Raw genomic sequence first — 13406 nt, forward strand, 5'->3', positions numbered from 1 at the left:
CCTCGAACGGGTTGACAGTGTGGTGTCACGGTCTTGTGTCACGGATTGTGTGTCGCGGTTACTTGTCAGACTGGTGGAGGAAGTCCCCCGCCGCCGCGTTCTTTCCGACGCGGTGCCTTCCTCATCTTTATTGGACTGCCCCGCCGGGCAATCGGTTCCCGGAGTTTTTAAAAAAGTTTTAGCCCTGACGGACCAGGGATTCTTCGGCCATGCGGCAGGCCGCCTTCTGCGCGACGCTGGGCAGCTCGCGGGTGTGACAGCCCACGGACAGCTGGTGATCGCCGTCCACCCACGTCGTCCAGACAACGTGCGAGTCGTCCCCGGGCTTTTCCACGTAGGTCAGCCGGCCGTCGTGCTCCTGCGGGTGGGACAGGGCGTCGTCGCCGGCGATTTCTTCCTGGATTTGTTCCAGCAGGTAGTCCGCGGGCACCGAATAGAGCGGATCCGCGGCAAAGAGCACCCGCAGGTCCGGGTCCGGCCCCGTGGCCGTGACCAGCCCATCGCCCTCGGCGGATTCCTCGGCGTGAAAGCCCTGCGGCAGCTGCACCGACAGTCCCGCCGCGCTTAACTGCTCCGGTGCGGGCGGCGGCTCGTTTGCCGGCCCGTCGCTGCCCGCCTCCCCGGGCGCCGGCGGGCCGCCGTCCTGACCGCCCGGGGCGGCCGCCACCGCGTTATCGGTTGCCTCACCGCCCGCGCTCTCCTCGTTCGCATCGCCGCCGCGGCCGACCACGAACCAGGCCACGCCGGCCACGATCAGCACCACCACGGCCAGCAGCGCGTAGAAGGGCTGGAACCACCCGCCCTTGCTGGTGTTGTCCGTGCTCGGGCGCAGCGGCTCGGCGCGCGGCGCGTCCGGGTGTGAGCCGCCGGGAGCGGCGGCATCGGCAGCCGGTGCGAGCGGGGCGAAGACCTCGGTCTCCGGGTGGGAGACCGCGTGCTCGGCGGTGTCCACCACCGGCACCTCCCGGCCCTCGAGCTGCCGGGTAATGATGCTCACGGCTTCCGCTGAGACCGCAGTCGCGCTGGAGTCCGCGCAGACCTTCACGGGGGCTTCCGGCCAGTGCGCGCCCAGGATCTTCTCCGCCTGCTCGAGCGCGCCGTCCAGGGCCCAGCCCTCCACAATCCCGGTGCCGGGCAGGTCGTAGCGGTACACGGTTTCCGGGCCTTCGAAAATGGTGGCGGTATCCAAGATGGTGATGGTCAACAAAGCGGGTGCGGCGGTCGTCATGGCGTGTCCTTTCGCTTGCTTTCTGCTTGGTTGCTTGCTGCTTGGTGGCTCTCGTCTCGTTCTTCGGCGGCTGGTGGTGTGTCTTCTTGGTCGTCGGCGCGGATGACTTGGCACAGGCCCAGTTCCTCGCCGCGGAGGTGGTAGCGGCCGCGGCCGGGTGGCTGGCGCTTCGGCTTCATGCCGAAGATGGGGCCTTCCTCCTTGTCGGCGTCCAGGAGCAGGACGGCCGGCTGGGTATCTTTGAGCGCCGAGCAGAACTTGCCGAACATGGCGCGGCCGATGCCGCCGGCCTTGCGGGCGAAGATGACGTGCAGGCCGATGTCCTGGGCGTGCGGGATGAGCTCCACCAGCGGGTGCAGGGCGGCCTCGCTGGTGAGCTCCGCGTCGTCGATGACCACGTAGATCTCGGGGCCGCTCCACCAATCGCGGGCGCGCAGGCGCGCCGGGGTGATATCCGGCCCCGGCAGGCGCTGCCGCATAGTCGCCGCGGTATCGCGCAGGGCCTTCTCCGCCGCCGCGGGCGTGGCGGCATAGGCGGCGAGCATGTCCTCGTCGAGCGCGCCCAGGTGCGCCCGGCGCGGATCGATGACCACCAGGCGCGCGTCCTCCCGGGGCAGGCCGGCCACAGCATCAGCGATGACCCGGACGAAGGTGGACTTGCCGGACCCGCTGGCGCCGACGCAGACCACGTGGGCGCTGGTGGCCGGGTCCCAGGCCACCGGTTCCAGGTCGCGGCCGCCAATTCCCCAAACCAGCCCGGCGGTCAGCGCGTGGCGGGGCAGGTCGGCCGGGCGCAGCTGGGCGGGCAGGGTCTTGAGCCGGGGCACCGGCTCGCCGCCGCGGGACTGCAGGTGTGCCACGTCCTGGTTGGAGGTGCGCGCCAGCAGCATCATCTCCCCGGTCTCGGTGAGCCCGCGGCCGGGCAGGGCCGGCAGCTTCTGTTGGGCCTTGCGGTCCACCAGGGATTCCATGGCCTCCCCCAGGCGCAGCTCCAACCGGTGGGCGATGAGGTCCCTAATCGACGGGCGCAGGGTGGTCCACCGCGGCGTGGACAAGACCAGGTGGACGCGGGCGCTGGGGCCGTCGGCGGCCAGGGCGGTGATCTTCTCCGTGAGATCGTTGAACTCCGCGCCGGCGGTGCCCACGTGGTGCCAGCCGTCTAGCACCAGGAAGGTGTGGCGGGGCTCGGGGCGCTCGACCAGGCCGGTGACCTCGTCGATGATGCGGCGGACCGTGTCCGGCTCGTCGCGGCCAGCCACGCCCGCCACGTGCGGCAGGCGGTCCAGGTTGGCTAGCGCCCCGCCGCCCAGGTCGATGACGTAGAAGCGGATGGCCTCGGTGCCGTGGGTCGCGGCCAGGGAGCCGACGATGGTGCGCAGCGCCATGGACTTGCCTGTCTGCGGGCCGCCGCAGACGGCCGCGTGCCCACCGGCGGTGGAAAAGTCCACCACCAGGGGATCCTGGCGCTGGTGGTAGGGACGGTCGATGAGCCCGACCGCGGCCTGCAGGTGGGTGGTCTGGCCGGCCCGGTGCAGGATCTCGGGCAGCTCGACCGCGGCGGGCAGCGGCGGCAGCCAGATGCGGTGGGCGCTGTGCCCGCGGTGGTCGGCCTCCGCGCGGGCGACGGCCACGACCTCGTTGAGCAGCGTGGTCGACTCGTCCCAGACAAGCTCCGGCTCGCTGTCCTCGGTGGTGTGAGCGTCCCAGCCGTCGAAGACGGACACCCGGGCCGGCGGTACGCTTTCCCCTTCGGCTGGTTCGGCCGGGCGAGCGAGCGGCCCGGAGACGTAGGTGGCCTGGAAGCGCTCGAGGGCGTCGCCGTTGGTCTTCAGGTAGCCGGCACCCGGCCGGGCGGGCAGGTGGTAGGCATCGGTAGCGCCTAAGACCTGGCGGGACTCCGCGGCGGAGAAGGTCTTGAGCCCGATCCGGTAGGACAGGTGCGAATCCAGCCCGCGCAGCCGGCCCTCCTCCAGCCGCTGGGAGGCCAGCAGCAGGTGCACGTGCAGCGAACGGCCCAGGCGGCCGACGGCGACGAAGAGATCGGCGAAGTCCGGGTGCTGGCCCAACAGCTCGGAGAACTCGTCCACCACGATGACCAGGGCGGGAAGCGGCGGGAACTGGTCCGGGTCGCGGCCGGCGTTGTAGTCGCCGACGTTGGCGAAGTTGCCGGCCTGGCGCAGGATCTCCTGGCGGCGGTTCATCTCCCCGGAGATGGCGTCGTACATGCGCTCGACCAGGACGGATTCTTCCTCCAGGTTGGTAATCACCGCCGCGGTGTGCGGCAGCTGCTCGCAGCCCAGGAAGGTCGCCCCGCCTTTAAAATCCACGAGCACCAGGTTCAGCTCCTCGGGCGAGTGCGTGGCCGCCAGCGCGGTGACCAGGCTGCGCAGCAACTCCGATTTGCCGCTGCCGGTGGCGCCGATACACAGACCGTGCGGGCCCATGCCGCCCTGGGCAGATTCCTTCAGGTCGAGGTAGACCGGCTGGCCGCTAGGGTCCAGCCCCACCGGCACGTGCAGGCGCTGCGACCCGGCGCGCCCCGGCCAGAGGTTCTCGCCGCGCAGCTCGGCGATGTCGCGGTGCCCGAGCAGGGCCACCAAGTCGCCGCCGCCGGAGCCGAGCTTGGGCCCCGGCTCGGCCAACGGGCGGCGGCAGCGGGCCATGCGGCGCGCGATGAGCACCGCGCCCTCTTCGGCCAGCTGGTCCGCGCGCCCCAACTCTTCCTCGCCCGCGGCCGTGGAGACCAACAGCGTTGTGCCCGCATCCCCGCCCGCCTCGTCGCGCAGGCTCAGGCACAGGCCCTCGTGCTCGGCGCGCAGGCCGAGTGCGGTGTTGCGCCGCGACCCGACATCGATGATGGTGGTTACCCCCTCCTCGTCGAGGAAGTCTTCCACCCCGGTGGTCGCCACGCCGTCGACGATGAGCACGCGGTAGTTCGCCTGCTCCGGCCGGCGGGCGTGCGGCAGCCACTTGACCCACTCCCAGCCGGCCCCGCGCACGGAGCGCACGGAAATGCCCAGGGTGTCGGGCCCATGCGCGCAGGCCAGCTGGATGACGATGGCCCGAGCCAGGTCCGCCGCGCCCGCGCCCGCGATCCCCAGCACGCCGAAGGCCTGGAGCTGGATGACCACGGGCATCTCCGGCAGGGTTTCGACCGCCTGGATGGTCCGGCGCAGGCTGACCGCGCACACCGGGTCGAGGTCCTCGGCCGCGGCCGCCTCCGGCACCTGGATTTCCGTGGCGAGCTTGGTCTCTCCCACCCCAATGCGCACCTCGAGCGCGTCCGGGTCGCCCGCGCTGCGCTCCCACAGCCGCTGGTTGTGGACGAAGGCGGGCAGCTGCTCGACCGGCGGGTGGCGGTGCAGCTCGTGGGCCCGCTGGGCGGCGCCGTTGTCCAGGGCCTTCTCGCGCAGCGCCTTGAGGTGGCGCAGGTAGGTCCGCCGGGTCTCGTCCGGGTCCTGGCCGCCGGTGGTCGGGCTGAACATCATGAACATGCTGGCCAGCATCATGATGGGAAACATCAGCATGAGCGGGCTGAAGGTCCGATCCGACCCGCCGCTCAAGACCATGAGCGCGACCATGCCTAGCATGGCGGCGACCATGACGATGGGCATGATGATGCGCACCAGCGGCACGGGTTGTTTGCGTTGGGCCTCCGGCACCGCCTCTGCGGTGATGGTCCCGGTCGGCGCCGGCGGCACCGGTTGGCGCTGCGTTAAGGTTGTTGGCTCGATTACTTGGATACTCTCGCGCTGATCCAGCACGGCTGATACACCCCCGAAAAGTTTTTGGCGGCCACCTCCCCTAGCGGTGGACACGCTGCCCACAGTAAGCCACAATTGAGCGCGACGGGCAAGGTGGGGAAGAAAATTTTTCTTGGCCACCGGCCTGAGAATTCGGGGATCTACTACTTCGGGGGTGAAGTGTTATGACGGCTGCGATCCCGCATACCGTCCGCGTGACGGTGCGCGTCCACGCAGGTAATTTTCGGAAAGAAGCGGACCTGTCCTTGCCGGTGACCGGCAGTTTAGGCGAGATGATTGACGATATCGGCTATATGGTCGACGCGCCCCAGCTGTCCAAGCCGTGGCGGGCGTCCACCGCGGGCGGGCGCGGGTTGGACATGGCCCAGCCGCTTGCAGCCACCCGGCTCACGGACGGCGCGGTCGTCATCCTCACCCCGCAGGAGGACACCCCGGCGCCGGTCATCCGCGACTCGGCGGAGGCCCTCGTGGCGGCCGGCCGCCCCTCGGAACTGCCGGGGCTGGCCGCGGTCTGGGCGGGTATCGGGCTGGTCGCCGTCGCCGCCCTGCTCGCGGGCGTGCTGCCCGCCTCCGCCGCGGTCGCCATCGCGCTAGCCCTGGGCACCGCGCTGGTCATCTATCAACCCGCGACCCGCCCCTTGGTCCCGGCGCTGGTTTTCGCCGGGGCGCTGGCCGGCTGGTGGGCCGTCGCCCCGCCGGGTGGGACGCTTCCACCCGCGTGGCAGGCGGCCCACCAGCAGCTAGACGGGCCCGCGCTGGTAATCCACAGTGCCCTGTCCTGGGTGGCCCCCGCCGCGCTTGGCGATGCCGCCTGGGCGCTGCTGGCCGCGGTGTCCTGCGGGCTGGCCATGGTGGCGGTCTTCCACGTGACCGCCGTGGCTCGGCCGCGGTGCACGGCCGCCGCGCTCACCCTCGGCGGGCTGGGGTTGGTCGCGGCCGGCGGCCTGGCCATGCCGGGTGAGGCGCCTTTCGTCGCCGCCGGGGCCGCGGTGCTGCTGGCGGTGGTCTGCCTCATCGCCGCCGCCCCGGGCGTGGTCACGCGGGCGGCGGGGCTGTCGGTGCCGCAGCTGCCGACCGCGGGCCAGGACTTGTCGGTCTCCGACGGGCACCAGCCGGACGTGGACGCCCGCGCCCGGCGCGCCCAGGAGCTCTACGCCGGGGTCTGCCTGGGCGCCGGGCTGGCTGCGCTGCCCGCCCTGGCGGCGCTGGCGCTGACCGGCACGGGCATTACGCCGGTCTACGAGGGGCCCTTCGGCACGCAGCTTCACGGCTCCGGCTTCGCCCAGGCGCTGTGCCTGTGCGTCGGCGGGGCACTCATCATGCACGCGGTGCGGCACGGGCAGGCCAGCGCCGCATGGTGCCTGTCCCTGCTGGCGGCCGCTAGCCTGCTGACCGCCTGCCTCATCCCGGTTGCGGCCAGCGCGCCGGCCAGCGACGGCGACCCGCACCTGGCGATGTTCATCGTCGCCGGCTTCGCCGCCGCGGGCGCGCTGAGCACCCCGCTGTGGGCGGCGAAAGTCCCCGCGGCGGAGCCGACCACCATCGTCTGGTGGGAGCGCGCCGAGGCGCTTGCCATCGCCACGTGCCTGCCCCTGGCCGCGCACCTAATCGGGCTCTTCGCCCTGCTGCGGGGGCTGGGATGACGCAGCGTCCAGGACGAGGAACTAGGTGCGCCGCAGCACTCGTCGCCGGCGCCGTCGTCGCGGGTGTGGCTCCCATAGCCGCCGCGGCGGAGCCGGACACCGCCTGCGCGGTGGCAGTACCCACCGAGGAGGTCCCCGCCCCGACCGCCGAGCAGGCCGACTACCGCGCCCGCCTGCACGCCCAGGCCACCGGGGACGGGGTGACCGTGGTGGTCATCGACACCGGCGTCCACCCGCACCCGCAGCTGGGCCAGCTGGATCCGGGCCCCGACTTCGTCGACCCGGAGGAACCGAACCCGCTCGAGGACTGCGACGCCCACGGGACCGTGGTCGCCGGGGTCATCGCCGCGGCCGATACCGGTCTGGCCCCCGGCGCCCGGGTGCTATCCATCCGGCAGACCTCGGCGCACTACCGCGCCGCCGGCGGGGACGGCGGGCAGGAGGACGCTGCGGCCGGCGACCTGGATACGCTGGCCGAGGCCATCGAGGCGGCCGTGGACGCGGAGGCCGACGTGATCAACATCTCGGTGGTCTCCTGCCTGCCCGCCGGCACCAGCGTGGACACCAGCCGGCTCGACGCCGCCCTAGAGCGTGCCGAGGCCGCCGGGACCGTGGTGGTCGCCGCCGCCGGCAACGCCGGTGATTCCTGCGAGCCGGGCCATACCGTCTACCCGGCCCATGCCGCCACGGTCGTCTCCGTGGGCGCGCTGGCTGGCCCGCAGGTCCGTGCGGAATATTCCATCCCGCAGCCCGACTCCGGCCTGGCGCTGTCCGCGCCGGGCTCGGTGCCGCTGGGGTTAAGCCCCGACGGGCAGGGCTGGGCCCGGGCCGTCGTGGCGGCCGATGGGACTGGCCCGCAGCGCGAGTTCACGGGCACCAGCTTCGCCGCGCCGACCGTCGCCGGCACCGCGGCACTGCTGCGGGAGGTCCATCCGGGTGCCAGTGCCGCAGACATCCGCGCGCTGCTGGCGCAGGCGGCCGAGCCCGCCCACGGCGGCGTGGATCCCTTGGCGGCCGTGGGCGCGCGCCCGGCCGATTACGCCGAGGAAGAACGGGCGCTGGCCGTGGCCGCGGGCGAGGACGCCATCCGTCCGGCCACCCGGCGGGCGCAGCTGGTGCTGCTCGGCCTGGCCGGCACCGCGTTAGTGGCGGCCCTGGGTTGGGCCACCCTCCGGCGCGGGCGCGCTCAGTAGCTGGCCTTCAGCGCTTCCTCCCGGCTGAGCTGGCTGCCGCCCGGCAACAGCCGGAGGATCTGCCAGGGCGCATGCGCCCCGGTGCTCGTGCCCAGGGCCTCCAGCGTGGCCTCGTCCTCCACGGAGTGCCGCAGGCCGTGCGCGGTGACCAGGTGGAAGCCGTGCTCGGAACTTAGCCCCAGCCCGCCCTGGGGCAAGCCGCTGAAGCGGTCGGCCACGGCCGAGCCGGACAGTTCGATAGTCCCCTCCTGTGGCGGGGCGGCTGCCCCGCGGCCGGCGGCCGTCGCGCACAGCCAGCCGTGGGCCGGGTCGATGAACTCAGGCGCGGCTTCGGGCAGGCTGAAGGCCTCCTGCGCCGCCGGGGCATCGGGCAGGGCGGCGACCTCCTCGTGGCTCAGGCGCTGCAGATCCGCGCCGGCATCGACCAAGGCGCCGGCCTGCGGCTCGGTTAGCGCGAAGACTCCCTGGTCCGTCCGGGCCCACAGCCCCTGGTCCCCGGTGCCGGTGTCGATGACGGCCGGCAGCGGGTCCGGGAATTCGACGGCGGGCAGCACCCGGAAAGCGTTGAGCATCTCCGCGGGCAGCTCCCAGCGGAAGGTGTCCGCGTCCACGCCCAGGGCGCGCCGGATTATCCGCCCTTCCGTCGTCTCCGCCGGAGGGATTTCGCGCCGGCCCTGCACGTCCACCAGCCAGTCCGTGCCCTCCGTTTCCACCCACGCGGCCCGCCCGTCGAGGAGCTCGTGGCCCTGGTTGGCGGTTACCACGATGTCGCCGGCGCTGAACTCGCGGGCGGCGTCGATGGTGATGACGAAGCCGGGGGTTTCCGCCGCGTCCGCGCCGGCGAAGCAGGCCAACCACTCCACCGCGTTTTCGGTGCCGGAGGCGGCGATAAAGCCGGGCGCGTCCGCAATCCCCAGGGGCACGCCCAGCTGCGCGTCGTCTAGGTGCTGGGTGCCGATGCGGGCCGGTTCCGCCGGCTCGCCGGCGATGATGCGGGCCGAGGCCAAATTGGAAACCGGGTGGTAGGTGCCGTCGACGAGCACGAAGAGCTGCTTGTCCGCCGATTCCACGATGGGCGCCTCGCCGGGGTTGGGCTCCGGCTGCAGCCAGGCCAGCAGGGCCGAGCCTATGCCCACCAGCACCACGGCGATAAGCCCGAAGATAAGCGCCCGCCGGCGGGTGGACAGCGGGTCATGGATCATGCGGATATCCCCCATGACCAGGCCGTGCTCTACCCGCCTGCGCAGGAATTTGTGGCCGGATACTTGCGCTTTCGTAGTGGGCACTGGACGCGCCATAAAATTTCCCCCCTGGGTAGCCAGCGACACCCCATCGCTGCTGTAGAAACCGTACCGTCGGCAGCCAGAAAACTCTGCCGCTGCCCGTCAGGGTAGCCGGGCTTAGTCCAGCTCGCTACCGCTGCGCTTGGCCCGGGTGGCCTCCGCCCGTGCGGAGAGCTCTTCCGGGGCCGGGTAGTCCACGCCCACCAGGCTCAGCCCCTTGGCCGGGGCGACCGGGATCTGGGAGGAGCGTTGACTCTCCGCGAGCATCGCCGTGGCGAAGTCGACGTCCCGGCGCCCCTGCCCCACCGCCAGGCAGCAGCCCACCAGAGAGCGCACCATGGACCAGCAAAACGCGTCGGCGACCACGTGCGCCTGGTACAGGTTCGGCTCGGTCGGGGTTGAGATATCCTCCCAGGTAAAGCTCTCCAGTTCCCGGATGGTGGTGGCGTGCGGCTTGGCCTTACAAAAGGCCGCGAAGTCGTGCAGGCCCACCAGGAGGTTAGCGGCCTGCTGCATGGCGTCGATGTCCACCGGCTTCGACCAGACCGCGGTATCCGCCCGGCGCAGAGGCAGCGCCCCGGCCGGGGAGGTGGTCACCCGGTAGACGTAGTGCCGCCGCAGGGCCGAAAAGCGCGCGTCGAAGCCATCCGGGGCGAAGGCGACGTCGTGGACGCGGATATCCTCCGGCAGGAGCTTGGCCAGGCGGCGGACCAGCTTGCCCGGATCCCCGTCGATGGAGCGTTGCTGCAAGCAATCCTCCGGGATATCGAAGTGCGCGACCTGGCCGGCCGCGTGCACCCCGGCGTCGGTGCGCCCAGCGACGGTCAGTTCGACCGGGTGGCGCAGGATCATCGTCAGGTTGTCCTCGATAACCGCCTGGACCGTGCGCAGCTCGCTGCCCTGCTGCGGCTTCTGCCGGGCCCACCCGTGGAAGCCGGTACCGTCGTAGGCGACGTCCAGCCGCACGCGCCGCAGGCTCGCCGCGGGCGCGGGGTTCGGCGTTTCCTCCGGGGTGACTTGGGGGCTGTGCTCAGCAGGGTTCATAGGCCCACATGCTACCCCCACGCCGGGTTGGAAAAAAATCTTTGGGAGGGATTTTTCGGCACCTAGCGGGCATTATGTGGGATAGCTGAATGTGTGAGAACTGCATTAACAGCGCCTTTACAGACTGACCTGTCACAATAATTGTCAGGCGCCAAGGGAAGGCGAAAGTTTTCCACTTTCCTTGGTGTGGATTTGAGAGATGGTCCTTGCACCCCGCAGGGCGGCTGGTGACAGCCAAAGCGGGGTGGACTTCGCAGAGGCGGCTTGAACGGCCGCGGAGGAGTTTTCCTTTTCAAGCCGTAGCTTGGGGAACCTTAGAGAGACAGAGACAGCGAACCGCCGGTAGCCTTCGGGCCGCCGGCGGTTCGTTGTTGTATCAGGCGCCGTCAAGGACGGCGCGCTGGTTTGTGCACTGGGCGGTCCTATCCCGCGCGGGGCGGTATCCCCGCGCAAGGCGCGCGGCCACCACGGCACAAAGAAACCGCCCGTCCTTACCGCAGGTGCGGAATGGACGGGCGGTCTACTGAGTGAGAAGGACTTACTTGTCCTCAGCCTCGGTCTCAGCCTCGGCGGAAGCCTCCTCGGCCGGAGCCTCGGTAGTCTCCTCAGCCGGAGCTTCCTCAGCGGTCTCCTCGGCCTTTTCAGCCTCGGCCTCTTCGGCCTCAGCCTGCTTGGAGGCGGCAGCGCGGGTGGCGCGGTTAGCCTCGGCGGAGACGGTCTCCTCGGTCACCAGGGAGATCTGGGACATCGGAGCGTTGTCGCCGGCACGGTTGTCCAGCTTTATGGTGCGGGTGTAGCCGCCGTCGCGGTTAGCGAACTTCGGGGCCAGCTCATCAAACAGGTAAGCAACAACATGCTTGTGCGGGATGAGCTTCAGAACCTGGCGGCGGTCGGCAACGGAGCCGGACTTGGCCTTGGTGATGATCTTCTCAGCGTAAGGACGAAGCATCTTCGCCTTCGCATCGGTGGTCTTGATAGCGCCGTGCTCGAACAGGCTGACTGCCAGGTTGCTCAGCAGGTGAGCTTGCTGGGCAGCGGAGCCGCCGAGACGGGCACCCTTCTTCGGGGTAGGCATTATGTACTCCTCGTTAGCGTTTTAAATGAGCGCTGCAGCCGGCGGGGCCGGCGCACTAGCTTCTTTACTCGGAATCGTCTGCAGCCGGATCCTTAAAGTCACCGGTTTCAGCGTCGTAACCTTCCAGCTGGGTGGGGTCGAAGTCTTCCGGAGTGTCCTTCAGAGCCAGACCCAGGTTAGCCAGCTTGATCTTTACCTCATTGATCGACTTCTGACCGAAGTTGCGGATATCCAGCAGATCGGACTCGGTGCACTCGGCGAGCTCACCGACGGTGTGGATTTCCTGGCGCTTCAGGCAGTTGTAGGAGCGAACGGAGAAGTTCAGGTCCTCAATCGGCTTGCTGTAGGCAGCGATGAACTCCGTCTCCTGCGGGGACGGGCCGATCTCGATGCCCTCGGCGGCCGTGTTGAGTTCGCGGGCCAAGCCGAACAGCTCGACCAGGGTGCCACCGGCGGAAGCCAGGGCGTCGCGAGCGGTGATGGAGTTCTTGGTCTCCACGTCGATGATCAGCTTGTCAAAGTCGGTGCGCTGCTCAACACGAGTTGCCTCGACCTTGTACGAAACCTTGAGGACCGGGGAGTAGATCTGGTCGACCGGGATGCGACCGATTTCCCCAGACGTAGCGGCGGCCGGCACGTAGCCGCGGCCGCGCTCTACGACGAGCTCCATGTCCAGCTTCGCGGTGTCATTCAGGCTGGCGATGTGCAGATCCGGGTTGTGGATCTCCACGCCGGCCGGCGGCTGAATGTCGCCCGCGGTGACCTCGCCCGGGCCTTCCTTGCTCAGGTACATAACGACCGGTTCCTCGGAGTCCGACGACAGTACCAGGCCCTTGATGTTCAGGATGATCTCGGAAACGTCTTCCTTGACCCCGTTGATGGTGGTGAACTCGTGGAGAACGCCATCAATCTTGACGGAGGTCACGGCCGCGCCCGGGATGGACGACAGCAAGGTGCGACGCAGGGAGTTGCCGAGGGTGTAACCGAAGCCCGGCTCGAGCGGTTCGATGACGAACTTGGAACGAGACGAGTCGATGAATTCCTCGGAGAGCTGAGGACGCTGGGAAATGAGCATTGAAATTCTCCTTTTCGACGCCCGCTATATGACGTCGGTAGAGGGATAAAGATGACTTTTCGAAGTTTACTTCGAGTAAAGCTCGACGATGAGCTGCTCCTGCAGCGGGATGTCGATTTGTGCGCGCTCGGGCAGCTGGTGCACGAGGATGCGCAGGGTCTCCGGAACGACCTGCAGCCATGCCGGAACGTTGGCGTCGGCCAGGCGATCCTGGGCCTCTTCGAACCATTCCATCTTCTGGGAACGCTCACGGACATCGATGATGTCGTACTGCGTCACGCGGAAGGACGGAACGTTGATGTTCTTACCGTTGACGGTGAAGTGGCCGTGGGAGACCAGCTGACGGGCCTGGCGGCGGGTGCGAGCCAGACCAGCGCGGTAGACCACGTTGTCCAGGCGGGACTCCAGCAGGATGACCAGGTTGTCACCGGTCTTGCCCGGCAGACGGTTGGCCTCTGCGTAGTAGCGACGGAACTGACGCTCCAGGACACCGTAGGTGTACTTTGCCTTCTGCTTTTCCTGCAGCTGCAGCAAGTACTCGGATTCCTTGATGCGGTTGCGGCCAGCCTGTCCCGGGGGGTACGGGCGGCGCTCAAACGCCATGTCGCCGCCGACCAGGTCGACGCGGAGACGGCGGGATACACGGGTAGCGGGGCCGGTATAACGAGCCATAGTTTAGTTACCTCTTCCTTCCCTTAAACGCGACGACGCTTCGGCGGACGGCAGCCGTTGTGCGGCTGCGGAGTCACATCCGAGATCGAGGACACCTCCAGGCCGGCGGCCTGGAGCGAACGGATTGCGGTTTCGCGGCCCGAGCCCGGGCCCTTAACGAAAACGTCAACCTTCTTCATCCCGTGCTCCATCGCCTTGCGGGCGGCGGACTCGGCAGCCATCTGAGCTGCGAACGGGGTGGACTTACGGGAACCCTTGAAGCCGACGTGACCGGAGGATGCCCAGGAAATAACAGCACCGGTCTGATCGGTGATCGAGACGATGGTGTTGTTGAAGGTGGACTTGATGTACGCGTGGCCCTGGGCCACATTCTTCTTTACGACGCGACGGCCGGAACGGCGGGCGCCGGAACGAGTCTTTGGAGGCATG

General features: G+C 69.4%; 10 protein-coding genes. 2 read left to right on the forward strand and 8 right to left on the reverse strand.

Translation table 11 applies throughout. From position 1 onward, the window contains the following. Window positions 1-178: 178 nt before the first annotated feature. Window positions 179-1228 carry a type VII secretion-associated protein gene (locus tag VVS03_RS08060; protein WP_368520802.1) on the reverse strand — a complete coding sequence of 350 codons (1050 nt, stop codon included), beginning with the start codon at window positions 1226-1228 and terminating at the stop codon, window positions 179-181. Next, window positions 1225-4929 (reverse strand): type VII secretion protein EccCa, encoded by a 3705-nt coding sequence (gene eccCa / locus VVS03_RS08065; protein ID WP_368534658.1) that lies wholly within the window; start codon window positions 4927-4929, stop codon window positions 1225-1227. The genes VVS03_RS08060 and eccCa overlap by 4 nt, the downstream gene beginning before the upstream one ends. Before the next feature lie 227 nt (window positions 4930-5156). On the opposite strand from eccCa, the gene eccD reads away from it, so the two are divergent. Both eccD and VVS03_RS08075 read left to right on the forward strand, forming a co-directional pair. Continuing rightward, window positions 5157-6635, forward strand: a complete 1479-nt coding sequence (gene eccD, locus VVS03_RS08070; RefSeq protein ID WP_368520800.1) for a type VII secretion integral membrane protein EccD — start codon at window positions 5157-5159, stop codon at window positions 6633-6635. A 65-nt stretch (window positions 6636-6700) separates the two neighbouring features. Next, window positions 6701-7828: a S8 family serine peptidase gene (locus tag VVS03_RS08075; RefSeq protein ID WP_368534272.1), complete on the forward strand. Its 1128-nt coding sequence runs from the start codon at window positions 6701-6703 to the stop codon at window positions 7826-7828. On the opposite strand, the gene eccB is transcribed toward VVS03_RS08075, so the two are convergent. From eccB to rpsK, 6 genes are all read right to left on the reverse strand, one after another. Then, window positions 7822-9114 carry a type VII secretion protein EccB gene (gene eccB, locus VVS03_RS08080; protein WP_368534271.1) on the reverse strand — a complete coding sequence of 431 codons (1293 nt, stop codon included), beginning with the start codon at window positions 9112-9114 and terminating at the stop codon, window positions 7822-7824. The two genes, VVS03_RS08075 and eccB, sit on opposite strands and share 7 nt — an antisense overlap. A gap of 114 nt (window positions 9115-9228) precedes the next feature. After that, window positions 9229-10155, reverse strand: coding sequence for a tRNA pseudouridine(38-40) synthase TruA (gene truA / locus VVS03_RS08085; RefSeq protein WP_368534270.1), 927 nt, complete (start codon window positions 10153-10155; stop codon window positions 9229-9231). Between the two features lie 538 nt (window positions 10156-10693). After that, window positions 10694-11230 carry a 50S ribosomal protein L17 gene (gene rplQ / locus VVS03_RS08090; protein ID WP_368534269.1) on the reverse strand — a complete coding sequence of 179 codons (537 nt, stop codon included), beginning with the start codon at window positions 11228-11230 and terminating at the stop codon, window positions 10694-10696. Window positions 11231-11294: 64 nt separating this feature from the next. After that, window positions 11295-12305 (reverse strand): DNA-directed RNA polymerase subunit alpha, encoded by a 1011-nt coding sequence (locus tag VVS03_RS08095; RefSeq protein WP_070768227.1) that lies wholly within the window; start codon window positions 12303-12305, stop codon window positions 11295-11297. A gap of 66 nt (window positions 12306-12371) precedes the next feature. Continuing rightward, entirely contained in the window at window positions 12372-12977 is a 606-nt protein-coding gene (gene rpsD / locus VVS03_RS08100; protein ID WP_070768226.1) for a 30S ribosomal protein S4, read from the reverse strand. A 23-nt stretch (window positions 12978-13000) separates the two neighbouring features. Beyond that, a complete protein-coding gene (gene rpsK / locus VVS03_RS08105) occupies window positions 13001-13405 on the reverse strand; it encodes a 30S ribosomal protein S11 (protein WP_070768225.1) in 405 nt (134 codons plus the stop codon). Between the last annotated feature and the right edge of the window lies 1 nt (window position 13406).

Origin of the sequence: Corynebacterium sp. LK2537 (genome assembly GCF_040946485.1) — a bacterium.
Lineage (GTDB): Bacteria > Actinomycetota > Actinomycetes > Mycobacteriales > Mycobacteriaceae > Corynebacterium.

Coding starts and splice junctions, on each gene's coding strand:
- rpsK (WP_070768225.1), bottom strand. CDS start 13,405: ATGCCTCCAAAGACTCGTTCCGGCGCCCGCCGTTCCGGCCGTCGCGTC.
- rpsD (WP_070768226.1), bottom strand. CDS start 12,977: ATGGCTCGTTATACCGGCCCCGCTACCCGTGTATCCCGCCGTCTCCGC.
- VVS03_RS08095 (WP_070768227.1), bottom strand. CDS start 12,305: ATGCTCATTTCCCAGCGTCCTCAGCTCTCCGAGGAATTCATCGACTCG.
- truA (WP_368534270.1), bottom strand. CDS start 10,155: ATGAACCCTGCTGAGCACAGCCCCCAAGTCACCCCGGAGGAAACGCCG.
- rplQ (WP_368534269.1), bottom strand. CDS start 11,230: ATGCCTACCCCGAAGAAGGGTGCCCGTCTCGGCGGCTCCGCTGCCCAG.
- eccD (WP_368520800.1), top strand. CDS start 5,157: ATGACGGCTGCGATCCCGCATACCGTCCGCGTGACGGTGCGCGTCCAC.
- VVS03_RS08060 (WP_368520802.1), bottom strand. CDS start 1,228: ATGACGACCGCCGCACCCGCTTTGTTGACCATCACCATCTTGGATACC.